This window comes from Microbacterium sp. BE35 (genome assembly GCF_031457705.1).
Lineage (GTDB): Bacteria > Actinomycetota > Actinomycetes > Actinomycetales > Microbacteriaceae > Microbacterium > Microbacterium trichothecenolyticum.
Genome location: NZ_JAVDXD010000002.1, coordinates 1,099,379 through 1,124,666, shown reverse-complemented (window position 1 = coordinate 1,124,666; position 25,288 = coordinate 1,099,379). Strand labels below are relative to the sequence as shown.

The window sequence follows — 25,288 nt, the reverse complement described above, 5'->3', positions numbered from 1 at the left end:
CGGCGCCGGGACGGCGCCGCCACGGATCGGGTCAGCTGACCGGGTCGACCTCCGGCTGCTCACCCTCGACGCCCGAAGCGCCGAGGTTGTTGTCGAAGATCTGCTGCCAGATGTCGCCGCCGTCGGTGAACATCGTGTTGATGTACTCCTGCAGCGCCGTGTCGCCCTTGGCGAGACCCACGCCGTAGCGCTCCTCGCTGAAGACGTCACCGACCACCTTGAGGTTGTCAGGATCCTGAGCGGCGTAGCCGATGAGGATCGCCTCGTCGGTGGTCACCGCGTCGACCTGCCCGTTCTTCAGGTCCTCGACGCAAGCGGAATAGGTGTCGTACTCCTTCGTCTGCGCCGTGCCCATGTCCTTGATCCGCTGGATCGAGGTGGAGCCGGTCGCGGAGCAGACCACCATGTCGGACGTGAGTGATTCGGGCCCGTCGATGGTGTCGTTGTCGGCGGCGACCAGCAGGCCCTGGCCGGTCACGAAGTACGGACCGGCGAAGGAGATCTGCTCCTTGCGCTTGTCGGTGATCGAGTACGTGCCGACGTAGTAGTCGATGTCGCCGTTCACGATCGCCTGCTCGCGGTTCGCCGACGGGATCGCCTGGAACTCGATCTGGTCCTCGTCGAACCCGAGCGATGCCGCGATCCAGCGCGCGATGTCGATGTCGAAACCGGTCCGCTCACCAGTGGTGGGGTCGAGGTAGCCGAGACCGGGCTGGTCCTCCTTGACGCCGACCTTGACGCTGCCGCGCTCGGTCATCGCGTCGAAGGTCGGGCTTCCCTCGATCGTGACGTCGGTGGCCACGGTCCAGGGCGTCGACGAGGTCTCCTCGCCACCGCCTGCCGCTGATTCCGACGGGGCCGCCCCCGGCGTGCCGCTGTTGCACGCGGTGAGGGCGAGAAGGGCGGCGGCGGCGAGGCCGACGCCCGCGATCAACTTCGTCTTGCGCATGTGTTCCTCCTGTTGCATGTGTTTCCACGGGTTCCGTATGTTCCGACGTCGGGTTCGTGCGGTTCGAAGTCTGAGATGTGTGCTCGTGTCGTCCTTTCGACGGCTGCAGCGAGGGTCAGTGCGTGAGCAGCTTCGAGAGGAAGTCCTTCGCGCGCGAGCTCTGCGGATTCGTGAAGAACTCCTCCGGGGTCGACTCTTCGACGATCTGACCGTCTGCCATGAAGACGACGCGATCCGCGGCCTTGCGGGCGAAGCCCATCTCATGCGTGACGACGATCATCGTCATGCCGTCCTGGGCGAGGCCGACCATGACGTCCAGCACCTCGTTGATCATCTCCGGGTCGAGCGCACTGGTCGGCTCGTCGAACAGCATCACCTTGGGCTGCATCGCCAGGGCGCGCGCGATGGCGACGCGCTGCTGCTGACCGCCCGACAGCTGGGCGGGGAGCTTGGATGCCTGGTGCCCCACCCCTACCCGGTCCAGCAGCTGCTTGGCCACGGCCTCGGCTTCCGCCTTCTTCATCTTCTTGACCTTGATGGGCCCCAGGGTGACGTTCTCGAGGATCGTCAGGTGCGAGAACAGGTTGAAGGACTGGAAGACCATCCCGACGTCGGCACGCAGCTCCGCGAGGGACTTCCCCTCCTTCGGGAGTTCCTTGCCATCGATGCTGATCGTGCCGCTCGTGATGGTCTCGAGTCGGTTGATCGTGCGGCACAGCGTCGACTTGCCGGAGCCTGACGGACCGATCACGACGACGACCTCACCGCGGTTGACGGTGAGGTCGATGTCTTTCAGCGCCTGGAAATCGCCGTAGTGCTTCTGAACGTTCGAGATCTGGACGAGGGGGTCACCGCGGCGGACCGAGATGTTGCTCGTCGGATTCGCCTGCGCGGCCGGCGGTTGCGCCTGCGCACTGTCATCGGGCGTCATAGCCACACCATAGAGCCGCGCTCCGACACGATGCCAGGGCCTTGCCCGCGTCTTAACCGTGTTGTAACAGGACGCCTCAGCGTGCCGCGCGCTGCGCGAAGGCGGTCTCGTACAGGCAGACGCTGGCCGCGGTGGCCAGGTTCAGCGATTCGGCCGCGCCGTAGATCGGCAGCCGCAGCGAGAGGTCGGCGAGCGCAAGAGCGTCGTCCTCGAGTCCGCGCGCCTCGTTGCCGAAGAGCCATGCCGTCGGCTCCGCGAGCACGTCGCGCGACGCGAGGAAGTCCCCTCCCCCGACATCGGCGGCGATCACGCGGACGCCTGCCTCGTGCGCCTTTGCGACGGCGGTCGCGAGATCGACCCCGACCGCGACCGGCACGTGGAAGAGGGACCCGGTCGTCGCACGAACGACCTTGGGGTTGTACGGGTCGACGGTGCGTCCGGTGAGCACGACGGCGTCCGCACCGGCCGCGTCGGCCGCACGGATGATCGTGCCGAGGTTGCCGGGGTCGCGCACCTCTTCGCAGATCGCGACGAGACGTGGAGAGGAGGCGAAGACGTCGCGCAGGGACGTCGGCGACTGACGTGCGACCGCGACGATGCCCTGCGGCGTCACGGTGTCGGCCATCGCGTCGAGCACCGCCTCGGTGGTGTAGACGATCTCGAGTCCGGCGTCCTGCGCGGCGTCGCGCACGTCGGTGTGCTTCTCGAGCGCGGTGGGCGTGGCGAAGATCTCCACGAGGGTGTCGGGTCGGTACGCCAGCGCCTCGCGGGCGGCCTGCGGACCCTCCAGCAGGAACAGGCCGGTCTCCTGACGGGCGCTGCGCTTCGTCAGCTTCGCGACGGCGCGGACACGCGGAGAGCGAGGGTTCTCGAGCACGGCTCTCAGTCTAGAGTCGCGGCTGGGCCCACGCGCCCAGAGGCTCCTGACGACGCGCCAGCGGCGTCTGGAGAGGGCGTGGGGATGCGTCTCCGGCATGCGATTCTCGCCGCAGGGCATGCGAAAAGGGGCGCCCTCCGCGAGGAGGACGCCCCTTTCGAGACAACGGATGCCGTGGTCAGGCGCTCTTGGGAGCGTTGACGTTCTCGGGCAGCGCCTCCTTGGCGGTCTGGACGAGCGACGCGAACGTCTTCGGCTCGTTCACCGCGAGCTCGGCGAGCATGCGGCGGTCCACCTGCACACCCGCGAGGCCGAGACCCTGGATGAAGCGGTTGTACGTGATGCCGTTCTGACGCGCGGCGGCGTTGATGCGCTGGATCCACAGGCGGCGGAAGTCGCCCTTGCGCTTGCGACGGTCGCGGTACGCGTAGACGAGCGAGTGGGTGACCTGCTCCTTCGCCTTGCGGTACAGGCGCGAACGCTGGCCACGGTAACCCGAGGCGCGCTCGAGGATGACGCGACGCTTCTTGTGGGCGTTGACGGCCCGCTTGACTCTAGCCATTTCTTGATGTTCCTAACTTGCGTCGGCGCGCGTCAGCGGCCGAGGAGCTTCTTCGCGACCTTGGCGTCGCCCGGGGCGAGGACCTGCTCCTGCGACAGGCGGCGGGTACGGCGGCTGGGCTTGCCCTCGAAGTTGTGGCGAAGGTTCGCCTGCTGCTTCATGAGCTTCCCGCTGCCGGTGACCTTGAAGCGCTTCTTGGCGCCCGAGTGGGTCTTCTGCTTCGGCATCTCTTCTTCCTTCGTTTCACTTCCCGCCCAGGCGGGAGTCGGTATCCCGCGGTGCGGGAGTCTGTGGGGCCTTACTCGGCCGGGGCTGCCTCGGGGGCGGCGGCCGGGGCGTCGGCCTCAGGGGCCTCGGCCGGAGCGCCGGCCTGCGTCGCACCGCCGCTGCGGGCGGAGCGGGCAGCTTCCTTGTTCGCGGCGCGCTGAGCGTTCTGCTCGGTCTTCACCTCGGACTTGTTCTTGTGCGGTGCGACGACCATCACCATGTTGCGGCCGTCGATCGTGGGGTTCGATTCGACCGTGCCGAACTCGGCCACGTCCTCCGCGAACTTGCGGAGCAGACGCACGCCCTGCTCAGGACGCGACTGCTCACGACCGCGGAACAGGATCATCGCCTTGACCTTGTCGCCGGACTGGAGGAAGCCCTCGGCGCGCTTGAGCTTGGTGATGTAGTCGTGGGCCTCGATCTTCAGACGGAACCGGACCTCCTTGAGGACGGTGTTCGCCTGATTGCGACGCGCTTCCTTGGCCTTCTGCGCAGCCTCGTACTTGAACTTGCCGTAGTCCATGATCTTGACCACGGGCGGCTTCGAGTTCGGGGCCACCTCGACGAGATCGAGGTCGGCCTCCTGGGCCAGGCGCAGCGCCACCTCGATGCGGACGACGCCGACCTGCTCACCCGCGGGTCCGACGAGGCGGACCTCGGGGACGCGGATGCGGTCGTTGGTGCGGGGATCGCTGATGCGGAACTCCTTGGGTATATGGGCTGGACCACCGCGACACGCAGTCGTATCGCGGGCGGAGGAAGATCCACTCCACCCGTCAGACGCTTCGAGCGCCGACTTCCTGCACCCTCTCCGGTGACGGAGTTCCCGCCCGGTCGCCCTGACGGCTACCCCGGCCGCGGAACGGTCGGGGCGGAGTGCATGACCCGGTAGCCTGGAACGGCAAGCGCGGGTGGGATGTGATCCACTTTCCGATCCGGTACAGAACGCACCGGAGACCGCAGCAGTCTATCAGAGAGAACGGCGTGGACACGATTCGAGACCAGGACGGCGATCCGACGAGCGCGACGGCAGTGGATGCTGAGCGCCAGGCGCGCTGGGAGGAGCAGGAGCGGGCGGCCGCCTCCGCCTCGCGCGACATCGCCGATGTGCCGGCCGTCGAGGTCATCACGACGGCCGCTGTGCACCTGATGAGCGCCGCCGCCGTGAAGGTGGGACTGGCGGACGACCCCGAGACGCAGACCGACCTCGACGAGGCCCGCAAGCTCATCAACGCTCTGGCGGGGCTCATCACCGCCGGCGCGCCCGAGATCAGCGACATGCACGCTCGGTCGCTCCGCGACGGCCTGCGCTCGGTGCAGCTCGCGTTCCGCGAGGCCTCGGTCATCCCCGACCCGATCGGCAAGGGCCCTGGCGAGAAGTGGACCGGCCCGGTCACCTGATCCGGTCGCGCTGACTTCCGCGACGCCCGCTCATCGCTCTCCGATGCCGAGCGCGGCCGCGCCTCGGGCCACGACGTCGACCGTTCGCCGGACGGCTTCCGCATCCGTCCCGTGATTGCTCACCGCGAAGCGCACCACCGTGCGGCCGCGCCACGTGGACGACGAGGCCCAGACCGTCCCCTCGGCTCGCAGCCAGTCCCCCAGCGCCGCGGTCGCCCCGTCATCGGGGGCTGCGAGGCAGACCTGGGTGAACGGCACGTCGTTCAGCACCTCGAGCCCGGGGATCCCGGCGAAGCCGGCGGCGAGGGCGGTGGCGGCATCCGTCAGCCCGTCGACCAGACGGGCGACCCCCTGACGGCCGAGCGAGCGCAGAGCCGCCCAGACGGGGACCCCCCGCGCACGGCGTGACAGCTCCGGCGTGCGATCGTACGGATCGGAGATGCTCTCCACGCTCGGCAGATACGCCGCGTGCGCCCCCAGAGCCGCCGTCATCGCCGGCTCGTCGCGCACGATCGCGACACCGCAGTCGTAGGGCACATTGAGGGTCTTGTGCGCGTCGGTCGCCCACGAGTCGGCGTCGGCCATCCCGCGCACGAGATGCTGCAGCCGGGGACTCGCCGCAGCCCACAGTCCGAAGGCGCCGTCGACGTGCACCCACGCGCCGGCGCGGTGCGCGACGGCGACGGCAGCGGCGAAGTCGTCGAACGCGCCGGAGTGCACGTCGCCGGCCTGCAGCGCGACGATCGCCGGTCCTGTCGCCGCGCCGAGCGCCCGCTCGAGGCCCGCGACGTCGATGCGTCCCTGATCGTCCGCGCCGACGGTCCTCGGGGCCCCGAGCCCCGCGAGGCGGCCGGCAAGCACCATCGACGTGTGCACCGCGTCGCCGGCGAGGAATCGGATGGCGGGCCCGGCCTGGATCCCCGCCGCCGGATCCGCGCCCGCCCGGCGCAGCACCGCGTCGCGCGCTGCGACCAGGCAGGAGAAGTTCGCCATCGTGCCACCCGTCACGAAGCCGACCCCGCTCTCCGCGGGCAGTCCCAGCAGGTCGAGGAGCCAGGTCGCTGCGACCTCCTCGACGGCCGCCGTCGCCGGAGTGGGTTGACGGGAGCCGGTGTTCTGGTCCCACGCGGTCACCAGCCAGTCCGCCGCGAGCGCAGCGGGGTATGTGCCGCCGATCACGAAGCCGTAGAAGCGCGGCGATCCCATCGCCATGAGACCATCCGCGGATGCCGCCGCCAGTTCCTCGACCACCGCGACGGGATCCCTCCCCTCCTCCGGGAGGACTCCGTCCAACCGGGCACGCACGCCGTCGACGTCGACCTCGGGGCGGATCGGACGATCCGCGAGCGTGTCCAGCCACCCGGCCGCGTGCCTGTGAGCGACCTCGAGCGCCTGCCGATACTGCTCCGTCACCGCGCCGTCGCCCATAGGAGCCCCCTTCGCCGAGCCGATCCTCCGCCGCGCGGTCGCCCGTGCGCAAGGGGTGGGCTCAGGCGCGGACGAGCTTGACGGTGAGGGAGTCGACGAGGACGGCGATGCGGTCGTCGGCCGCCCAGCGCTTCGCGAGGCGCGCGAGCACCGCGTCGAGCTCGGCCTTCTCGAGTCCGTCCATCAGGTGCAGGCGCACCACGAGCTCGGGGCCGCGCAGCCGCGCGTCGGGGTCGCCGGCCTCGACGGCCAGGTCGATGACCGACAGCTCGCCGCCGATGCTCTCGTGGAGTCCCGCCACCACTTCCGGCGACAGGAAGCTCGGCTCCCACGGCAGGCCCTGGCCGATCGCCCACACGGCGGGGCGCCGGATGACGAACTCGGTCTCGGACGCCGGGTCGACCACGATGAGGTCGGTGTCGTCGGCCGCAGCCGACAGGGCGGTGCGGACGCCGTCGGCCGGAACCGGCCGGGCCGCAGCATCCCATCGCCTCATGGCATCGACCGACGTGAACACCGGGAGCACGCGGCGGCCGTCCGGAGCGGCCACCGTGACGATGGAGAGCTCCTGCGTCTTGTCGACCTCGAGGCCGTGCGCCCCGATGCCGTGGTCGCCCTTCTCGGCGACCAGCGGGATCAGCAGGCGCGCGGCACGGTAGGCGTCGACGACCTCCCGCTGGCCGCCGGTGCCCGCGCGGAACGCGGTGAGCGCGCCCAGCAGCGCCGGATCGGCGGAGCCGTCGTCGGAGGCGTGCGGGTTCGCCTGGAAGCTGCGCCCCTCCCACGGCACGCCGGCGGAGTCGCCGCCGTGCGCGTGTCCGTGAGGGTCAGTGTCCGGCGACATCCAGCGCCTCGGCGAGCGTGAAGGCGCCGGCATACAGGGCCTTGCCCACGATCGCGCCCTCGACGCCGAGCGGGACGAGGTCGCGCAGCGCCGCGATGTCGTCGAGGCTCGACACGCCGCCCGAGGCGACGATCGGCTTCGGGGTGCGCGTGGTCAGCTCGCGCAGGAGGTCGAGGTTCGGCCCCTTGAGGGTGCCGTCCTTGGTGACGTCGGTCACGACGTAGCGGCTGCAGCCTGCCGCCTCGAGGCGGTCGAGCACGGTCCACAGGTCACCGCCCTCACGCGTCCAGCCGCGCGCGGCGAGCGTCGTGCCGCGCACGTCCAGGCCCACGGCGATCGCGTCGCCGTAGCGGCCGATCACGTCGGCGGCCCACTCCGGGTTCTCGAGCGCGGCGGTGCCGAGGTTGATGCGCGACGCGCCGCTCTCGAGGGCGGCCTCGAGCGTGCGGTCGTCGCGGATGCCGCCCGAGAGCTCCACCTGCACGCCGCGGACCTGCTTGATGACCTTGCGGAGCACGCCGGCGTTGCTGCCACGACCGAAGGCTGCGTCGAGGTCCACGAGGTGGATCCACTCCGCACCCTGCCGCGCGAAGTCGAGGGCTGCGTCGACGGGGTCGCCGTAGCTGGTCTCGGTGCCGGCCTCGCCCTGCGTCAGGCGGACGGCCTTGCCGTCGGCGACATCGACAGCGGGCAGGAGGACGAGCTTGGGTGTGGACGCGAAATCGTTCATGGATCCTGACTCAGACGTGGGGAAGCTGTGGGGCGGATCGCGGAAGCACGCGCTCCCGCAGACGGCACGGTCTCAGAGGGTAGCCCCGCCGAGGCCGTCGATCCAATTCGTGAGGAGACGGATGCCGGCATCCCCGGACTTCTCCGGGTGGAACTGCGTGGCCGACAGCGGCCCGTTCTCGACCGCGGCGAGGAACGGCGTGCCGTACTCGCACCACGTCAGGACGGGCTCGGGGAACGGCGGCTGGACGTCGAGCAGCCACTTCTGCGCGCCGAACGAGTGGACGAAATAGAACCGCTCCTGCTCGATGCCGCGGAAGAGGCGCGAGCCTTCACCGGGCTCGACGGTGTTCCAGCCCATGTGGGGCAGTACGGGGGCGTCGAGCTCGGTCACGACGCCCGGCCACTCCCCCATGCCCTCGGTGTCGACGCCGCGCTCCACTCCGCGCTCGAAGAAGATCTGCATGCCGACGCACACGCCGAGCACCGGACGGCCCCCGGCGAGGCGGCGCTCGATGAGCTCGTCGCCGCGGCTGGCGCGGAGCGCCTCGGCCACCGCGCGAAATGCGCCGACACCGGGAACGAAGAGTCCGTCCGCGTCCATGATGAAGCCGCGATCGGAGGTCAGACGCGCGTCGGCGCCGGCCGCGACCAGGGCCTTGACCGCGGAGTGCACGTTGCCCGAACCGTAGTCGAGGACGGCGACGAGCGGCTTCTCCCGCTCGGCGGGAGTGCTTGCGGTCACAGGGCGCCCTTCGTGCTCGGGACGCCATCGACGAGCGGGTCGAGCGCCTTCGCCTGACGGAACGCCCGCGCGAACGCCTTGTACTCCGCCTCGGCGATGTGGTGCGGATCGCGCCCCGACAGCACGCGCACGTGCACGGTCAGCGCCGCGTTGAAAGCGATGGCCTCGAAGGTGTGCCGCACGAGCGATCCGGTGAAGTGGCCGCCGATGAGGTGGTGCTCGAAGCCTGCGGGCTCGCCGGTGTGCACCAGGTAGGGGCGGCCGCTGATGTCGACCACCGCCTGCGCGAGCGCCTCGTCGAGCGGCACGAGCGCGTCGCCGTAGCGCGAGATGCCCGACTTGTCGCCGAGCGCCTCGCGGATGGCCTGGCCGAGCACGATCGAGATGTCCTCCACGGTGTGATGGGCGTCGATGTCGGTGTCGCCCGACGCCCGGACCGTGAGGTCGGTGAGCGAGTGCTTCGCGAACGCCGTCAGGAGGTGGTCGAAGAACGGCACCGTGGTGTCGATGCGGCTGCGGCCGGTGCCGTCGAGATCGAGCTCGAGCTCGACCGTCGACTCGCTCGTCGCCCGGCGCAGCGAGGCGGTACGTGGTGCGGCGCTCATGTCGCCGATCCTACCGAGGCGAGGGCGTCGAGGAATGCGGTGGTCTCATCCGCGGTGCCCGCGGTGACCCGCAGGTGAGACGGGATGCCGACGTCGCGGATGAGCACGCCCTCGTCGTACAGGGCCTGCCAGGTGGCCGCCGGATCGGCGACGCCCCCGAACAGCACGAAGTTCGTCCACGACTCGTGGGGCGTGTAGCCGAGCGCCTCGACCGTGGCCGAGATGCGGTCGCGCTGAGCGACGATCTCGTCGACCATGCCCAGCATGACGGGGGCGTGGCGCAGCGCGGCCGACGCCGCCGCCTGGGTCAGCGCACTGAGGTGATAGGGCAGGCGCACGAGGCGCAGCGCGTCGATGAGGGCGGGATCCGCGGCCAGGTAGCCCACGCGCGCCCCGGCGAACGCGAATGCCTTGCTCATGGTGCGCGACACGACGAGGCGCTCGCGCCCCGACAGCAGCGTCAGCGCCGAGCGCTCGTCGTGCGGGGCGAATTCGAAGTACGCCTCGTCGACGATGACGATTCCGTCGCTCGCCTCGTACACGGCTTCGACGACGTCCAGGCCAAGAGGTGTGCCCGTCGGGTTGTTCGGCGAGCACAGGAAGATCACGTCGGGCGAGGCGTCCGCGATCTGGGACGCCGCGTCTTCGGCGTCGATCGTGTAGTCGGCCGAGCGGGTGCCCGAGATCCATTCCGCGCCGGTGCCGCGCGTGAGCAGCGGGTACATCGAGTACGTGGGCGTGAACCCGAAGGCGGTGCGCCCCGGGCCTGCGAACGCCTGCAGGATGTGCTGCAGTACCTCGTTCGAGCCGTTCGCAGCCCAGATCTGGTCGCGGGTGAGACCGTGACCCAGATAGCCGGCGAAGCCCTCGCGCAGGGCGGTGAACTCGCGGTCGGGGTAGCGGTTGACGTCGCGCAGTGCGAGTGCGATCGAGTCGAGGATGTCGTCCGCGACCTCGGCGGGAACCGGGTGCGTGTTCTCGTTGACGTTCAGGGCGACCGGAAGCGGCGCCTGCGGGGCGCCGTAGGGCTTCTGCCCGCGGAGATCGGCGCGTATGGGGAGGTCTTCGAGACGTGCACTCACCCATCCCATGGTAGGCCCGCCCGTCGGCACGTCGTCGCCGCGTGACGCCGCGCGACGCACCGCTGGATCAGCGGCCGTACGCCGCCGGGATCGCGAGACGCTGGCCTGCCTGGACGAGGACGGTGTCGAGCGCGTTCAGCCGCACGAGCTCGTCGACGACGTCGCGCGGGTCGCGGTCGGGGGCGACCTCTTCGGCGATCGTCCACAGCGATTCGCCGGGCGCGACCGTGACCGTGGTGAACGATCCCGCGGGGGCACCCGCGTCGCGCGACGCAAGCGCCACGCCGCCGCCGAGCACCGCCACGCTCAGGGCGATCACCGCCGGAAGGGCGGCCAGCACGGCGAGCACGCGACGACCGCGCACCGTCAACCGCAGACGCGTGGATCGCCCGGCGACGGCGCGCGTGGCGCGCTGGGCTGCGGCGCCGGCTGCCCGGGCCGGCGACGGGACGGTCGTCGTGAAGTCGATCGCGGTCATGCTCGTCTCCTCCTGATGGGGAGAGATTCGCATTCTCCACTCGGCCGGGAGTGGGGAATGCGAACCTCTCTTCCGAAGCTATCTTCGAGTCTGTACGATGTCAATACCGGATTCCGACGTCGATCTCTCGAACGCGACACGCGGGGAGGTTGCCACCTCATCGCGTGCGATCCGGATACGGTTTCGATACGAGAACCCCACCACGGGCCTCCGACATTCGAAGAAACAGCGCTCGGGCCGAGCGCAGGACGGAGCCGGAAGATGAGCGACGCGGCCGGGCGAGAGAAGCCCCAGACCCGCCGGCGCAAGAGCCTGAGCGACAAGCAGCTCGCGATCCTCGAAGTGATCCAGCGCTCGATCGCCCGTCACGGCTACCCGCCCAGCATGCGCGAGATCGGCGATGCCGTCGGCCTCAAGTCGCTGTCGAGCGTCACGCACCAGCTCAACCAGCTCGAGCTGAGCGGCTACCTGCGGCGCGATGCCGGGAAGACCCGCGCCATGGAGGTCCTCATCGACCTGCCCGGCACCGCCACCGAGAGCCCCGCCGACGCGGCGCCGTCGGTCGGCGACGCCGCGCTCGTTCCGTTGGTCGGACGCATCGCCGCGGGCGTTCCCATCACGGCCGAACAGCAGGTGGAGGAGATCTTCCCGCTCCCGCGCCAGCTCGTCGGCAAGGGCGACCTCTTCATGCTCAAGGTCTCCGGCGAGTCGATGATCGACGCCGCGATCTGCGACGGCGACTGGGTCGTGGTGCGATCGCAGGCCACCGCCGACAACGGCGACATCGTCGCGGCGATGCTCGACGGCGAGGCGACCGTGAAGACGTTCCGCCAGCGCGACGGCCACACCTGGCTCCTCCCCCGCAACTCCGCGTTCGAGCCGATCCTGGGCGACGACGCCACCGTGCTCGGCAAGGTCGTCGCGGTGCTGCGCGCGGTCTGAATCCGTTGATCGAGCGCAGCCGTGCCGATCTCGTCGACCTTCGTTCAGGCACAGTTCGACACCAACTCGTGAGGCGGGTGGCGGTGGATCACGGCCAAGCGCTATAAGGGGGGAATGACCGACGTCACCGCCGCGGACGAGTCCGCCGCGCTCCGCGCCCGCCTCGACGCCCTCGAGGCCGAGAACGCCCGACTGCGCGCCGGATCGCCGCCGCCGCCAGCTCCTTCCGAGAGGGCGCACGGCAACCGCTGGCGGGCCTTCCTGTCGGCGCTGTGCATCGTCATCGCGACGATCCTGGTGCCGGTCTCGATCGTCGCGGCATGGGCGCGGGTCGAACTGGTCGACGAGACCCGGTTCGTGGAGACCTTCGCCCCGCTCGCCGAAGATCCGCAGGTGCAGGCACTCGTGGCCGACCAGGTCACCACGGCGATCGAGGACTCGCTCGACCTCGAGGGCCTGACGAACGACCTGTTCGACGGCATCCAGCAGCTCGATCTGCCGCCGCGGGCTCTCGCCGCTCTCGATCTGCTGCGGGCACCCGCCGCCCAAGGTCTGCAGAACCTCGTCGACACCACGGTGACGCGTCTGGTGCAGTCCGACGCGTTCGCCGATGTGTGGGAGACGGCGCTGCGAGCCAGTCACAAGTCGCTGGCGGCCGTCGCCGCCGGGGGCACCTCCGGCGGCGCCGTGGTGATCAGCGACACCGGCGAGGTGGGCATCCAGCTCGGCCCGATCATCGAGGAGGTCAAGAAGCGCCTCGTAGATCGCGGCATCACCTTCGCCGAGTCCATCCCGGTCATCGACAAGACCATCGTCGTCGCGCAGAGCGACGCCCTCACGGTGGTCGGCACCGTCTACAACCTCGCCGTCGCCGCCGGCTGGTGGACCCCGATCATCGCGCTCGTGCTCTTCCTGGCGGGCATCCTGATCGCGCGGCGGCGCTCCACCGCCGTCCTCGGCAGCGGGGTCGGGATCGCCGTCGGTGCGGGGATCCTTGCGATCGCGCTGGGCATCGGGGGTTCGGTGCTTGCGCTCAGCGCGCCGAACCTCGGCGTACCCGCAGGTGCCCTCGCGTCGATGTACGAGCAGATCACCGCCGCGATGCGCGATACGGCGATCGTGCTCACGCTGCTGGGCGTCGTGATCGCCGTGATCGCGTGGATGTCCGGTCGCTGGCGTGGTGCCACGGCGGCACGCAGCGGTGTCGCCTCGGTGAATGCGGGGCTGCGGGGGGCCGCGTTGAAGCGCGGCATCGACACCGGCCGCTTCGGGACGTGGCTCTACGCGCAGCGGATCCTCGTGCGCATCGTGCTGGGAGGCCTGGCGATCCTCTGGCTCATGCTTCTTCGGCCGCTCAGCGTGAGCGAGGTGTTCCTCGTGCTGATCGTGTGGCTCATCGTCTGGTGGGTCTTCGAGCTGCTGCAGCGTCGCCCCGACGAGGCTCTGGCCGCCGCCGCGGACCTCGAGATCGATGTCGCCGAAGCCGATGTCGTCGACGAAGAGGCGGGCGATGCGGAGACCGCCGTCCTGGAGCCGCTGAACGACACCGAGGTCATCCCGGACGCGACGGATGCCGCGACCGACGTGGCCGCGGCATCCGGGTCGAAGAAGAAGGGCTCCTAGGCCGGCACGCTCGCCCGCACCGCCTCGGTCGCCTCGACGAGGTTCTTCAGCGATGCGACCGTCTCGTCGTACCCGCGCGTCTTCAGCCCGCAGTCGGGGTTGACCCAGACGCGGCGCAGCGGGAGTTCGGCGACCGCACGGCCGAGGAGATCGGCGATCTCGCCGACGGACGGCACGCGGGGCGAGTGGATGTCGTAGACGCCCGGGCCGATGCCGGCCGTGAAGCCCGACGCCCGGATGTCGCCGATCACCTCGCCGCGGCTGCGGGCGGCCTCGATCGAGGTCACGTCGGCGTCGAGCGCCGCGATCGCGTCGATGACCACGTCGAACTCCGAGTAGCAGAGGTGGGTGTGCACCTGGGTCGCCTGCGCGGCACCCGCGGTCGCGAGGCGGAACGAGCCGACCGACCACTCGAGGTAGGCCGGCTGGTCCGCCGCCTTGAGCGGGAGGAGCTCCCGCAGCGCCGGCTCGTCGACCTGGATGACACGGATGCCCGCGCCCTCGAGGTCGGCGATCTCATCCCGCAGCGCCAGCGCCACCTGGTTCGCGGTCTCGCCGAGCGGCTGATCGTCGCGCACGAACGACCACGCCAGGATCGTCACCGGCCCCGTGAGCATCCCCTTCATGGGCTTGTCGGTGAGCGACTGGGCGAAAGTCGACCACGCGACGGTGATGGGCGCCGGTCGCGCCACGTCGCCCCACAGGATCGACGGCCGCGTCGCGCGCGAACCGTACGACTGCACCCAGCCGTTCTCTGTCACTGCGAAGCCGTCGAGGTTCTCGGCGAAGTACTGCACCATGTCGTTGCGCTCGGCCTCGCCGTGCACGAGGACGTCGAGGCCGATGTCCTCCTGGAGCGTGACGACGCGCGCGATCTCGTCGCGCAGGAATCGCTGGTACTCGTCGGCACTGAGCTCGCCGCGGCCGTGGCGAGCACGCGCCCGGCGGATGTCGCCGGTCTGCGGGAACGACCCGATCGTGGTGGTGGGCAGCACCGGAAGCGCGAGCTCGGCATCCTGCGCCGCGACGCGGGCGTCGTAGTCGCCGCGTTCGAAGTCACCGGAGTCCAGCACCGCGGCCCGCGCGCGCACCGCGCCGTCGCGCACGCCGGGTGCGGTGCGACGGTCCGCGAGGGCGGCGGATGCCTCGGCCAGCGGCTCGGCGATGGCCTCCCGCCCGTCGACCAGACCGGTGGCGAGCGCCACCACTTGCGCGACCTTCTGGTCGGCGAACGCGAGCCACGACGCGAGCCGCTCATCGAGCGCGGACTCGTCGGCGACGTCGTGGGGCACGTGCTGGAGCGAGGTCGAGGTGCCCGCGCTGATCTCCGAGGCGCCCACGGCGCTCAGCACCTGCAGGCGCTCCCATGCGGCGTCGAGGTCACCGCGCCAGACATTCCGTCCGTCGACGACTCCGCCCACGAGAGTCTTGCGGTCCAGGCCCGGCACGGCCTCGGGCACCGCGCCGCGGGTGAGGTCGATGGCGAGGGCTTCGATCGGCGCCGCCGCGAGAGCCGTCCAGGCCTCCGGCGACAACTGCGCATAACCTGCCGCGACGAGGATCGCGGGCCGGTCCCCGCGAACCCCCAGCGCGGCATAGGCGCGGGCCGCGGCGTCCGCCAGCACGGCCGGGTCCGCGGGCAGGCTCTCGCTCACCAGCGCGGGCTCGTCCAGCTGCACCCATTCGGCGCCCGCGGCGCGAAGGGCGGACAGCAGCTCGGCGTACACCGGCAGCAGGTCGTCGAGGCGGCTGAGCGGGTCGAAGCCCCGGGGGGAGGAATACGTCGCCTTCGCGAGCGCGAGGAGGGTCACCGGGCCCACGATCACCGGTCGGACGGTGAAGCCGTCCGCCTTTGCCTCCGCCACCTGCCGCGCGAACCGGTCGCTCGAGAGGGAGAAGACCGTCTCGGGGCCGACCTCGGGAACGAGGTAGTGGTAGTTCGTGTCGAACCACTTGGTCATCTCGAGGGGAGCATCGTCGCCCGCCCCGCGCGCGGCGGTGAAGTACGCGTCGAGGCCGATGGCGCCGTCGGCATCTCGCAGCGCGGCGAACCGCTCGGGCAGCGCCCCGACGGTCACCGCCGCGTCGTGCACCTGGTCGTAGAACGAGAAGGACTCGGGGATCGACGAGTCGTCGCGGCCGAGGCCGAGCGCCGCGAGGCGCTCCCGCGTCGCGCGGCGCAGGCCAGCCGCCGTCTGCTCCAGGGTCACGGCGTCGGCGGTGCCGGCCCAGTACGCCTCGACTGCGCGCTTGAGCTCGCGGCGGCGCCCGATCCGGGGATAGCCCAGGATCGTGCCGTGGGGGAAGGTGCTGCGAGGTTCGGTCATCGTGCTCTCTCTTTCGCTTCGTTCATCTCGGAGTGGGGGGCTTTCGGGGTCGCCGAAGAGACCCGTCGGGCATACGACGGATCGCGGCGTCCGGGGTCAGCGGACGGCGTCGGGCATTCGCGTGGCGGGGTCGAGCACCCCGGCTTCGCTCAGCACGTCCAGAACCGTCTCGTGGTTGTTGAACGCGTACAGGTGGACGCCGGGGGCGCCCCCGTCCACGACCTCGCGAGCGAGTCGCGCGGCGTGCGCGACGCCGACCTCGCGCTGGCCTTCGACGGTGGGCTCGATGTCGAGCGCGACGGCGAGGTCCGCCGGCAGCTGCTCGCCTGTCAGCTCGAGCACCCGGCGCAGCCGTGTGGGCGAGGTGATCGGCATGATGCCGGGGAGTATCGGGATCGTGACACCGGCTTCGCGCGATCGCTGCACGAACGCCAGATAGTCGTCAGCGTGGAAGAACAGCTGGGTGATCGCGAGCGTCGCGCCGGCCGCCTGCTTCGCGAGCAGCGCGTCGATGTCTTCGAACGGATGCCTCGACCGCGGGTGGCCGTTCGGGAACGCCGCCACGGCGATGTCGACGCGAGGGCGCTCCGCCAGCCGGACCGCACCCGGCACGCCGGGGATGGGCGTTTCGCTGTAGGGCTCACGCTCCGCCTGCACGCGGTCGATGAGCTGCACGAGCTGCGCCGCGCTGTCGAGATCGCCGAGGAAGACGTCGTCCTCCGATACGCCTGCCGGCGGATCGCCTCGGAGTGCGAGGAAGCTCGTGATCCCGGCATCCAGGAATTCCCGGATCAGCGCGTTCGCGCCGGCGTAGGTGTTTCCGACACACGTGAGGTGCGCGAGCGGGTCGACGTGGGTCTCGCGCAGGATGTGGGTGAGCAGCTCGAGCGAACGACCGCCGGTGGAGCCGCCCGCTCCGTAGGTCACCGAGATGAACCGCGGGTCGACCGACGCCAGGTGGCGGATCGTCTCGTGGAGGGCGGCGACGCCCGCGTCGGAGCGCGGCGGGTACACCTCGAAGGAGATCGGCACGGGAGGAGTGCTCAGGTCGATCGACATGGCCTGCTTCTCAGGGATCGGCGGACAGGGCTGAGCCGTACGGGAAGGCCCGATCGGCCGCGGCACCTCCACCCGCCGGGACGGCGGAAGGGGTGTCATTCGCGGGCGGGTGCCGGGCTCGGCTGTCGCTCCTGCCCGGGCCCCGAGGTTCGGGGCGTCCGTGAGGACGACCGGGCGACGATTCGTCCACGGTAGCGGAGCGCACCGCCGTGGTGCCGCCTGTGACGTTCTGTTTCGATCGCGGCTCCGGCCGGCTTCGTCGTACCGTGGTGTCGTGACGACACCGCACGTGCGCCCCTACGGCAGCTGGCCCTCCCCCATCTCCGCCGCGGAGGTCTCCGCGGCCTCGCCGCGTCTGGAGGGTGCGCGCTTCGTCGGTGCGGATGAGCCGGACGTGTGGTGGGGCGAGTCCGTGCCCGAAGAGGGCGGCCGCTCCGCGGTGCGCCGGAGGGCGGCATCCGGAGCCGTCGTCGATGTGCTCCCCGCGCCGTGGAGCGCCAGATCGCGCGTGCACGAGTACGGCGGCGGCTCATGGACGGCCGACGACGAAGGTGTGCTGTACTTCGTCGAGAAGACCGACCAGCGCGTCTGGCGGCTCGACCCGGGCGCTGAGCCGCGCCCGCTCACGCCCGAGGGCGGCGACGTCCGCTTCGGCGGCCTGACGCTGCAGCACGGCCGCCTGCTCGCCGTGCGCGAGGATCACACCCGCGGCACCGCGGTCCCGGCTCGCGACATCGTGGACATCCCCCGGGACGGAGGGGGCGTGGGTTCAGCAGCACGCCTGGCATCGCTCGCGAGCGGCAGCGACTTCGTCGCCCACCCCGCGCTGTCGCCCGACGGCTCGCGTCTCGCCTGGATCGCGTGGAACCACCCCCACATGGCCTGGGATCGCGCAGAGCTGCGCGTCGGCCGACTCGTCGGCGGGGACGGTCCGGAATGGACCACGGTCGCCGGCGGCGGCTCCTCGCCGCTGCAGCCCGAGTGGGTGGACGACGACGACCTCGTCTACGCCGACGACCCGACGGGCCGCTGGAACCTGTGGCGGCTGCGGCTCACGGCCGACCTCCACCACGAGCCGGTCGCGGCTGTCGACGCCGACACCGGCGGTCCGCTGTGGGTGCTCGGCACGCGGTGGTTCACGCTGCTCGCCGACGGGCGCATCGCCGCGGTCGAGGCGAACGGGGCGGAGGAGCTCGTCGTTCTCGGTGCCGCCGGCGAGCGGCGCGCGCTGCCCGTCGACGCGGTGACGCGTCTGTCGATCGAGGACGCCCGCGGCACCCGCGTGCTGCTCTCGGGCGCAGGCTCCGGGGGCGCCGGGCTGTGGGAGGTCCGCGTCGACGATCCCGCGGCGACACGGCTCATCGTCGGCGGTACCTCACCGTGGGGAGCCGAGTGGATGCCGCGCTCCCGCCCGATCACCGTGCCCGGGCCGCACGGGCCGGTGCACGCCTTCGACTACCCGCCGACGAACCCGGGGGTCGTGGCGCCCGATGACGAGCGAGCGCCGTACGTCGTGTTCGTGCACGGCGGTCCGACGGATCACGTGGGCGGCGCGGCATCCGGGAAGATCGCGTACTTGACCAGCCGGGGAATCGGCGTGCTCGACGTCAACTACGGCGGCTCGAGCGGCTACGGCCGCGCCTATCGCGAGCGCCTGCTCGGGCAGTGGGGCGTGGTCGACGTCGACGACGTCGTGGCCGCGGCCCGCGGACTCGCGGAGGCGGGCTCGGCCGACGGGGGCCGGCTGGCGATCGCGGGCGGCTCGGCGGGCGGCTGGACGGTGCTGTGCGCACTGACGAACTCCGACGCGTTCGGCGCGGGCATCAGCCGTTACGGCGTGGCCGACCTGCGCAAGCTGGCTGAGGACACGCACGACTTCGAAGCCCGCTATCTCGACGGCATGGTCGGGCCGCTTCCCGAGGCGGAGGCGCTGTACGTGGAGCGGTCGCCGCTGTCGCACCTGGATCGACTGCGCACCCCGCTGCTGATCGAGCAGGGCCTCGACGATCGCGTCGTACCGCCGTCGCAGTCCGAGGCCGTGCGCGACGCTCTCGCGGCGAACGGCGTCGCCCATGCGTACCTCGCGTTCGAGGGCGAAGGGCACGGTTTCCGCGGCGCGACGACGCTCGTGCGCACGATGGAGGCCGAACTCGCGTTCCTCGGGCAGGTGTTCGGCTTCGACACGCCGGGAGTGCCGCCGCTCGAGCTCGACTAGCGTCTCGAGCGGCGGCTCGCGGTCTCAGACAGTGAAGGGGGACAGACGCGCGGCGAGGTGCTGGCCCACGCGGGCGTGCACGGCAGTGCCGCCCTCCTCGTGCTCCTGCGAGAGGATCATCCCCTGCTCGTGGATCGCCGACACCAGGTCGCCGCGGTCGTAGGGCACGAGCGCCCGCACCTCGACGGCCGGCAGGGGCAGCGTCTCCTCGATGAGGGCCCGCAGCTCGTCGATCCCCTCGCCCGTGCGAGAGGACGCGAACACCGCCTTCGGCTCGAGTCCACGCAGCAGGAGCCGCGCGTCGTCGTCGATCAGATCGGCTTTGTTGAAGACGATGATCTCGGGGATGTCGCGCGCGCCGACGTCGCCGATCACATCGCGCACCGTCGCCAGCTGTGCGGCCGGGTCGGGGTGCGAGCCGTCGACGACGTGCACGATGACGTCGGCGTCGCCGACCTCTTCGAGGGTCGACCGGAACGCCTCCACCAGCTGGTGGGGCAGGTTGCGCACGAACCCGACCGTGTCGGTGAGCGTGTAGATCCGGCCGTCGCCGGTCTCGGTGCGCCGCACGGTCGCGTCCAGCGTCGCGAACAGGGCATTCTCGACGAGCACGCCCGCGCTCGTGAGGCGGTTCAGCAGCGACGACTTGCCGGCGTTGGTGTACCCGGCGATCGCGACCGACGGGATCGTGTTGCGCTTGCGCTCGGCCCGCTTGGCGTCGCGCGCCGGCGCGAAGTCGCGGATCTGCTTGCGCAGCTGCGCCATGCGCGTGCGGATGCGGCGACGATCGAGCTCGATCTTCGTCTCACCGGGGCCGCGCGAGCCCATGCCCGCGCCGCCCGCGCCCACCTGGCCACCGGCCTGGCGGCTCATCGAGTCACCCCAGCCGCGCAGGCGCGGAAGGAGGTACTCGAGCTGCGCCAGCTCGACCTGGGCCTTGCCCTCGCGGCTCTTCGCGTGCTGGCTGAAGATGTCGAGGATCACCGTCGTGCGGTCGATCACCTTCACCTTGACGACGTCCTCGAGGGCGCGCCGCTGGCTGGGCGCGAGCTCGGTGTCGGCGATCACGGTGTCCGCGCCGACCGACGCGACGATGTCGCGCAGCTCCTCCGCCTTGCCGCGACCCACGTAGGTCGCGGGGTCCGGGTGCGGACGCCGCTGCAGCACGCCGTCGAGCACGACCGCTCCGGCGGTCTCGGCCAGCGCCGAGAGTTCGCGCAGCGAGTTCTCGGCGTCCTCGGTCTCCCCCTGCGGGTGCACGCCGACGAGGACGACGTTCTCGAGGCGCAGCTGCCGGTACTCGACCTCGGTGACGTCTTCGAGCTCTGTGGAGAGCCCGGGGACGCGCCGCAGTGCGGCCCGCTCCTCGCGGTCCCACTGCTCGCCGTCGGTGTCGGCACGCCCGATCGTCGCCTCGTCCTGGAGCGCCTGGGCGGCTCCGAAGACGTGCACCCCCGAGCGCGCTTCGGCGCGCGCCAGCACGCGATCCACCGGGTCGACCGGCGTCTCGTCGGTGCTCTGGGGTGTCGTGGTATCCGTCATGTGTTCCTTCGCTTGTTGCCGTGGATGCCGTTTTCCGCCGTTCATCGGCCGGTTCGCAGCATCCGTGAATTCTAGCTCTGCCCGATGGGGCTTCGCCCCGAACCCCTGGATCGCCGGCGCGCTCCCGTTGTGCGGAGCACCTCCGCTAGGCTCGTCAGCCATGGGGAGCGACCACTACTTCAGTGCGACGCCCGCCAGCCCCGAGAACCTGCGCCGCATCCGGGTCACACTCGCCGGTCGCGATCTCGAGGTCACGACTGCCGGGGGCGTCTTCAGCCCCGATCACGTGGACTCGGGAACCGCGGTGCTGCTGTCGAACACTCCCCCGCCTCCGGCGAGCGGGAACTTCCTCGACCTCGGGTGCGGGTGGGGACCGATCGCGCTCAGCCTCGCGCTCGACGCGCCGCACGCGACGGTATGGGCCGTCGACGTGAACGAGCGAGCGCTCGACCTGGTGCGCCGCAACGCGGCAGCACTCGGGCTCTCCAACGTCAACGCGTCGCTGCCCGATGATGTTCCCGACGACATCCTGTTCCGCACGATCCGGTCGAATCCGCCCATCCGCGTGGGAAAGAACGAGCTGCACGGCCTGCTCGAGCGCTGGCTCCCCCGGCTCGACGACCGCGCGGACGCCTGGCTCGCGGTGCAGCGCAACCTCGGCTCGGACTCGCTCCAGCGATGGCTCGCGGCGACGCTCGACCGCCGCTTCACCGTGCACCGCGCGGCGACCGCTCGCGGCTTCCGCGTGCTCAAGGTGCGCCGCCACGGCTCACCGCCGAGCGAACCGATCGACCTGCCCGAACTGCCCGAGGGCTGAGAGCCGCTACGCGAGCGTGACCTCGCCGGTGTAGACGAGGGTCGCGGGACCCGACAGGAGCACGTGCCGCTCGCCGTCGATCTCCGGCATCCGCACGCCCAGCGTGCCGCCGGGGACGTCGACGACCCAGTGGTCCGGTGCCGCAGGACCGGCCCAGTGCCGCACCGCGAGCGCCGCGGCCGCGACCCCGGTGCCGCAGCTCAGCGTCTCGCCCACCCCACGCTCGAACACACGCATGCGGATCGAGCCGACGCCCTCGTGCACGAGCGGGTCGCTCGGCACGACGAACTCGACGTTCGCGCCGTGGGGAGGCTCCGGCTGCAGCAGGGGCTGCGCCGCGAGGTCGAGTCCCTCGAGCTCGGCGTCGTCGGGCAGCGCCACGACGACGTGAGGGTTGCCGACGTCGATCCCGACACCCGGACGAGGAGCGCCCCCGCCGCGCGTGCGCACGAGCACTCCGGAGTCGTCGACGACGAACGGGCCGAGGTCGACCTCGTACCCGCGGTCGCTGCGCGTGACGGTCTTGATGCCCGCGCGGGTGCCGACCTTGAGCGGCTCACCGTCGACGTCGGCCCAGCCGACGTCGACGAGGTAGCGCACGAAGACCCGCACGCCGTTGCCGCACATCTCCGCCTTCGAACCATCGGCGTTGCGGTAGTCCATGAACCACTCGGCCCCGGATTCCGCCGCCTGGGCGGCCTCGTCGATCGCTCCCGCGCGCACCACGCGCAGGATGCCGTCGCCGCCGATCCCGAAGCGCCGGTCGCACAGCACCGCGACCTGGTCGTCGCTGAGGTCGAGCGCGCCGTCGGGGTCGGGGACGATCACGAAGTCGTTGCCGGTGCCGTGGCCCTTGGTGAACGCGATCGTCTGCGGCATCGCACCAGTCTACGGGCGGGATCCGGGCCCCGGCCCGGCCCGGCTCAGTCGGCGATGAGGCGCTTGCCGGTGTTCCACGTCTCGAACGGCTCGTAGCCGAGCGAGTCGTAGAACCCCCTCGCGATCCCGTTCTCGGGCCGCACCATGAGCTGCACCTTCGGGCAGCCCATCTCGGTCAGAAGCTCCTCGGCTTCGGCGACCAGTTTGCGTGCGATGCCCTCGCCGCGCCGGTCCGGCGCGCTCGCGAGGTAGTAGAGCCAGCCCCGGTGGCCGTCGTAGCCGGCCATGACCGTGCCGACGATCGCTCGGTCGTCGACGGCGACGAGGAACAGCTCCGGCTGCACGGAGAGCTTGCGGCGGATGTCCTGGTACGGGTTGTTCCACGGCCGCGTGAGCCCCGCCTGCTGCCACAGCGAGACGACCGCCTCGGTGTCGGGGAGATCGAAGGCCCGGATCGCGATGCTCATGACCACGAGTCTGCCAGGGCCGCAGCATCCGTTCCCGGATCCACCCACCGGAGATCGTCGTAGCGCTTGAACCACGAGACCTGGCGCCGGGCGTAACGGCGCGTCAGCGCTTGCGTCTCGGCGATCGCTTCGGCCTCGGTCATCTCGCCTGTCAGCTGAGCCAGCGCCTGCGCGTAGCCGATGGCACGGCGCGCCGTCACCCCGCGTTCGAGGCCCTGCGCGCGCAGCGCCCGCACTTCGTCGAGGAGCCCGTCTCGCCACATCGCCTCCACGCGCGCGTCGAGGCGGACCACGAGCTCATCGCGGGGCACGGCGACGCCGATGATGCGGGTGTCGGGATACCAGCGGACGGGCGCGTCGGGCAGCATCGCGCCGTGGGTGCGCTCACCGAGCTCGAGCACCTCGAGCGCGCGCACGATGCGGCGGCCGTTGCGCGGATCGACCTTGGCCGCCGTCGCGGGATCCAGCTCGCGCAGGCGCCCGTAGAGGGCTCCGGGGCCGCGCGCGTCCAGCTCCGCCTCGAGGCGCGCGCGGAGCTCCTCATCGCGCGGCGGGAAGCGGAAGTCGAAGAGCACGCTCGACACGTACAACCCGGAACCGCCGACCAGCACGGCGTCGGCGCCGCGACCATGGACCTCGCGGATCGCCGTGCGCGCAGCATCCTGATACCAGGCGACCGCGGCGTCGTCGGTGACGTCGAGCACGTCGAAGAGGTGATGACGGATGCCTCGCCGCTCGGCTGCGGGGAGCTTCGCGGTGCCGATATCCATGCCGCGATAGAGCTGCATCGCGTCGGCGTTCACGATCTCTGCCGGGCGGTCGCCGGCCGCGAGCGCTGCGGCGAGCTCGAGAGACAGCGCGGTCTTGCCCGTCCCCGTCGCACCGACGACGGCCCACAGGCGCGGCGGCGTCACTGCGGCGTCGTCGGCCGGGGTGTTCACGGAGGGGTCAGACGCCGATGCGCAGCGTCGGCAGGCCCAGCGAGACCGCGCGCGGTGCGCCTGCTGAGCCTGTCGAAGCGCCACCGGCTGGTGCGGGGATGCCGCACGACTCCGCCTGCGAGCGGTCCCACGCGTCGCCGGAGCGCGTACGACGGATGCGCAGCGGCGCGCCATCGACCCCGTCGGCGAGCAGGTGGAACGGCGCGGCATGCGTCACCACGACCGAGACGACGTCGCCGGGGCGCGGGGTCTCGGAGCCCTCGGGCACCTCGAAGTGGACGAGCCGGTTGTCTTCGGCGCGGCCCGTGAGGCGGTGGGTCTCGGCGTCCTTCTTGCCTTCGCCGGTCGAGACGAGCACCTGCAGCTCGCGACCGAGCTGCTTCTCGTTCTCTTCGCGCGAGATGCGCTCCTGCAGGGCGGCGAGCCGCTCGTAGCGCGCCTGCACGATCTCCTTGGGCACCTGGTCGGGCATGGTCGCCGCCGGGGTGCCTTCGCGGATCGAGTACTGGAACGTGAAGGCGCTCGCGAATCGCGCCTGCTCGACGACGCGCATCGTGTCTTCGAAGTCCTCGTCGGTCTCGCCCGGGAACCCGACGATGATGTCGGTCGTGATCGCCGCGTCGGGCATCTTCTCGCGGACACGGTCGAGGATGCCGAGGAACCGATCGCTGCGGTACGACCGGCGCATCGCCTTGAGGATGCGATCGCTGCCCGACTGCAGCGGCATGTGGAGCTGCGGCATGACGGCCGGGGTCTCGGCCATCGCGTCGATGACGTCGTCGGTGAACGCGGCCGGATGCGGGCTCGTGAAGCGGATGCGCTCGAGCCCCTCGATCTCACCCGCGGCGCGCAGCAGCTTGCCGAACGCCTGGCGGTCGCCGAACTCGACGCCGTACGAGTTGACGTTCTGGCCGAGGAGGGTGACCTCCATCGCGCCGTCGTCGACGAGGAGGCGGATCTCGTTCAGGATGTCACCGGGGCGGCGGTCCTTCTCCTTGCCGCGCAGGCTCGGCACGATGCAGAACGTGCACGTGTTGTTGCAGCCGACCGAGATCGACACCCAACCGCTGTAGACGCTGTCGCGCTTGGTGGGCAGCGTCGACGGGAAGATCTCGAGCGACTCGAGGATCTCTAGTTCGGCCTCGCCGTTGTGGCGCGCACGCTCGAGCAGGCTCGGCAGCGATCCCATGTTGTGGGTGCCGAAGACGACGTCGACCCACGGCGCCTTCTGCTGCACGACATCCTTGTCCATCTGCGCGAGGCAGCCGCCGACGGCGATCTGCCTGCCCTCGTGCTTGTCTTTGCGGGACTTGAGGTGACCGAGCGTGCCGTACAGCTTGCCGGCGGCGTTGTCGCGCACGGCGCACGTGTTGATGACGACGACATCGGCCTCTTCGCCCGCCTCGGCGCGGACGTAGCCGGCGCTCTCGAGCGAACCGGAGAGACGCTCCGAGTCGTGCACGTTCATCTGGCAGCCGAACGTGCGCACCTCATAGGTGCGCGCACGCCCGTCGACATCGTGCGCAGCCTGGGAGGGCGCGATCAGAGTCGGGGTGGCGGAAGGGGAAGACATGATCC

General features: G+C 71.0%; 25 protein-coding genes. 5 read left to right on the top strand and 20 right to left on the bottom strand.

All coding sequences use genetic code 11. The features are described 5' to 3' along the window. Positions 1 to 31 precede the first annotated feature (31 nt). The 6 genes from J2Y46_RS11180 to infC all read right to left on the bottom strand — a co-directional run bounded on the left by J2Y46_RS11180 (position 32) and on the right by infC (position 4,283). Positions 32 to 949 (bottom strand): glutamate ABC transporter substrate-binding protein, encoded by a 918-nt coding sequence (locus J2Y46_RS11180; RefSeq protein WP_045297242.1) that lies wholly within the window; start codon positions 947 to 949, stop codon positions 32 to 34. 115 nt (positions 950 to 1,064) lie between these two features. Further along, entirely contained in the window at positions 1,065 to 1,880 is an 816-nt protein-coding gene (locus tag J2Y46_RS11175; protein ID WP_245619512.1) for an amino acid ABC transporter ATP-binding protein, read from the bottom strand. A gap of 76 nt (positions 1,881 to 1,956) precedes the next feature. Next, entirely contained in the window at positions 1,957 to 2,757 is an 801-nt protein-coding gene (locus J2Y46_RS11170) for an RNA methyltransferase (RefSeq protein WP_045297243.1), read from the bottom strand. Between the two features lie 178 nt (positions 2,758 to 2,935). Further along, the gene (gene rplT / locus J2Y46_RS11165) at positions 2,936 to 3,319 is read right to left on the bottom strand and encodes a 50S ribosomal protein L20 (RefSeq protein WP_310242293.1); all 384 of its coding nucleotides are present in this window, start codon (positions 3,317 to 3,319) and stop codon (positions 2,936 to 2,938) included. Between the two features lie 32 nt (positions 3,320 to 3,351). Further along, positions 3,352 to 3,546 carry a 50S ribosomal protein L35 gene (rpmI, locus tag J2Y46_RS11160; protein ID WP_045297246.1) on the bottom strand — a complete coding sequence of 65 codons (195 nt, stop codon included), beginning with the start codon at positions 3,544 to 3,546 and terminating at the stop codon, positions 3,352 to 3,354. A gap of 71 nt (positions 3,547 to 3,617) precedes the next feature. After that, positions 3,618 to 4,283: a translation initiation factor IF-3 gene (gene infC / locus J2Y46_RS11155; protein WP_084695456.1), complete on the bottom strand. Its 666-nt coding sequence runs from the start codon at positions 4,281 to 4,283 to the stop codon at positions 3,618 to 3,620. Positions 4,284 to 4,570: 287 nt separating this feature from the next. On the opposite strand from infC, the gene J2Y46_RS11150 reads away from it, so the two are divergent. Next, entirely contained in the window at positions 4,571 to 4,987 is a 417-nt protein-coding gene (locus tag J2Y46_RS11150; protein WP_396653168.1) for a DUF1844 domain-containing protein, read from the top strand. 30 nt (positions 4,988 to 5,017) lie between these two features. Here J2Y46_RS11150 and J2Y46_RS11145 read toward each other — a convergent pair whose 3' ends face one another. The 7 genes from J2Y46_RS11145 to J2Y46_RS11115 all read right to left on the bottom strand — a co-directional run bounded on the left by J2Y46_RS11145 (position 5,018) and on the right by J2Y46_RS11115 (position 10,898). Beyond that, complete coding sequence (locus J2Y46_RS11145) at positions 5,018 to 6,415, bottom strand: aminotransferase class V-fold PLP-dependent enzyme (protein WP_310242291.1); 1,398 nt, start codon at positions 6,413 to 6,415, stop codon at positions 5,018 to 5,020. Positions 6,416 to 6,476: 61 nt separating this feature from the next. Continuing rightward, positions 6,477 to 7,259, bottom strand: a complete 783-nt coding sequence (locus J2Y46_RS11140) for an SseB family protein (protein WP_045297249.1) — start codon at positions 7,257 to 7,259, stop codon at positions 6,477 to 6,479. Continuing rightward, positions 7,243 to 7,989 carry a bifunctional 1-(5-phosphoribosyl)-5-((5-phosphoribosylamino)methylideneamino)imidazole-4-carboxamide isomerase/phosphoribosylanthranilate isomerase PriA gene (gene priA / locus J2Y46_RS11135; protein WP_045297251.1) on the bottom strand — a complete coding sequence of 249 codons (747 nt, stop codon included), beginning with the start codon at positions 7,987 to 7,989 and terminating at the stop codon, positions 7,243 to 7,245. The genes J2Y46_RS11140 and priA overlap by 17 nt, the downstream gene beginning before the upstream one ends. A 72-nt stretch (positions 7,990 to 8,061) precedes the next feature. Continuing rightward, positions 8,062 to 8,733: an imidazole glycerol phosphate synthase subunit HisH gene (hisH, locus tag J2Y46_RS11130; RefSeq protein ID WP_045297253.1), complete on the bottom strand. Its 672-nt coding sequence runs from the start codon at positions 8,731 to 8,733 to the stop codon at positions 8,062 to 8,064. Then, on the bottom strand, positions 8,730 to 9,338 hold the full coding sequence (gene hisB / locus J2Y46_RS11125; protein ID WP_045297255.1) for an imidazoleglycerol-phosphate dehydratase HisB: 609 nt from the start codon (positions 9,336 to 9,338) through the stop codon (positions 8,730 to 8,732). The genes hisH and hisB overlap by 4 nt, the downstream gene beginning before the upstream one ends. Further along, a complete protein-coding gene (locus J2Y46_RS11120; RefSeq protein WP_396653167.1) occupies positions 9,335 to 10,420 on the bottom strand; it encodes a histidinol-phosphate transaminase in 1,086 nt (361 codons plus the stop codon). Before J2Y46_RS11120 ends, hisB begins: the two co-directional genes overlap by 4 nt. Before the next feature lie 67 nt (positions 10,421 to 10,487). Further along, positions 10,488 to 10,898 carry a LysM peptidoglycan-binding domain-containing protein gene (locus tag J2Y46_RS11115; protein WP_084695457.1) on the bottom strand — a complete coding sequence of 137 codons (411 nt, stop codon included), beginning with the start codon at positions 10,896 to 10,898 and terminating at the stop codon, positions 10,488 to 10,490. A gap of 261 nt (positions 10,899 to 11,159) precedes the next feature. Here J2Y46_RS11115 and lexA point away from each other — a divergent pair, with 261 nt between their 5' ends. Continuing rightward, complete coding sequence (gene lexA, locus J2Y46_RS11110; protein ID WP_045297256.1) at positions 11,160 to 11,840, top strand: transcriptional repressor LexA; 681 nt, start codon at positions 11,160 to 11,162, stop codon at positions 11,838 to 11,840. Positions 11,841 to 11,954: 114 nt separating this feature from the next. Further along, a complete protein-coding gene (locus J2Y46_RS11105) occupies positions 11,955 to 13,463 on the top strand; it encodes a hypothetical protein (protein WP_310242283.1) in 1,509 nt (502 codons plus the stop codon). On the opposite strand, the gene metE is transcribed toward J2Y46_RS11105, so the two are convergent. Both metE and J2Y46_RS11095 read right to left on the bottom strand, forming a co-directional pair. Beyond that, the gene (metE, locus tag J2Y46_RS11100; protein WP_310242281.1) at positions 13,460 to 15,790 is read right to left on the bottom strand and encodes a 5-methyltetrahydropteroyltriglutamate--homocysteine S-methyltransferase; all 2,331 of its coding nucleotides are present in this window, start codon (positions 15,788 to 15,790) and stop codon (positions 13,460 to 13,462) included. The genes J2Y46_RS11105 and metE overlap by 4 nt on opposite strands. A gap of 96 nt (positions 15,791 to 15,886) precedes the next feature. Continuing rightward, on the bottom strand, positions 15,887 to 16,849 hold the full coding sequence (locus tag J2Y46_RS11095; RefSeq protein ID WP_045297258.1) for a methylenetetrahydrofolate reductase: 963 nt from the start codon (positions 16,847 to 16,849) through the stop codon (positions 15,887 to 15,889). A gap of 274 nt (positions 16,850 to 17,123) precedes the next feature. On the opposite strand from J2Y46_RS11095, the gene J2Y46_RS11090 reads away from it, so the two are divergent. After that, positions 17,124 to 19,064, top strand: a complete 1,941-nt coding sequence (locus J2Y46_RS11090; protein ID WP_310242278.1) for a prolyl oligopeptidase family serine peptidase — start codon at positions 17,124 to 17,126, stop codon at positions 19,062 to 19,064. Between the two features lie 24 nt (positions 19,065 to 19,088). Here J2Y46_RS11090 and hflX read toward each other — a convergent pair whose 3' ends face one another. Beyond that, on the bottom strand, positions 19,089 to 20,606 hold the full coding sequence (hflX, locus tag J2Y46_RS11085; RefSeq protein WP_045297263.1) for a GTPase HflX: 1,518 nt from the start codon (positions 20,604 to 20,606) through the stop codon (positions 19,089 to 19,091). A gap of 160 nt (positions 20,607 to 20,766) precedes the next feature. Here hflX and J2Y46_RS11080 point away from each other — a divergent pair, with 160 nt between their 5' ends. Continuing rightward, a complete protein-coding gene (locus J2Y46_RS11080) occupies positions 20,767 to 21,423 on the top strand; it encodes a methyltransferase (protein ID WP_310242276.1) in 657 nt (218 codons plus the stop codon). 6 nt (positions 21,424 to 21,429) lie between these two features. Here the strand turns inward: J2Y46_RS11080 and dapF are convergent, their stop codons facing one another. From dapF to miaB, 4 genes are read right to left on the bottom strand one after another with little or no spacing between them, the layout of a single operon-like run. After that, complete coding sequence (gene dapF / locus J2Y46_RS11075; RefSeq protein WP_310242274.1) at positions 21,430 to 22,302, bottom strand: diaminopimelate epimerase; 873 nt, start codon at positions 22,300 to 22,302, stop codon at positions 21,430 to 21,432. Positions 22,303 to 22,346: 44 nt separating this feature from the next. Further along, positions 22,347 to 22,769, bottom strand: a complete 423-nt coding sequence (locus tag J2Y46_RS11070; protein WP_045297376.1) for a GNAT family acetyltransferase — start codon at positions 22,767 to 22,769, stop codon at positions 22,347 to 22,349. After that, positions 22,766 to 23,683, bottom strand: a complete 918-nt coding sequence (gene miaA, locus J2Y46_RS11065) for a tRNA (adenosine(37)-N6)-dimethylallyltransferase MiaA (protein WP_310242367.1) — start codon at positions 23,681 to 23,683, stop codon at positions 22,766 to 22,768. Before miaA ends, J2Y46_RS11070 begins: the two co-directional genes overlap by 4 nt. Before the next feature lie 34 nt (positions 23,684 to 23,717). After that, a complete protein-coding gene (miaB, locus tag J2Y46_RS11060; protein ID WP_310242272.1) occupies positions 23,718 to 25,283 on the bottom strand; it encodes a tRNA (N6-isopentenyl adenosine(37)-C2)-methylthiotransferase MiaB in 1,566 nt (521 codons plus the stop codon). Between the last annotated feature and the right edge of the window lie 5 nt (positions 25,284 to 25,288).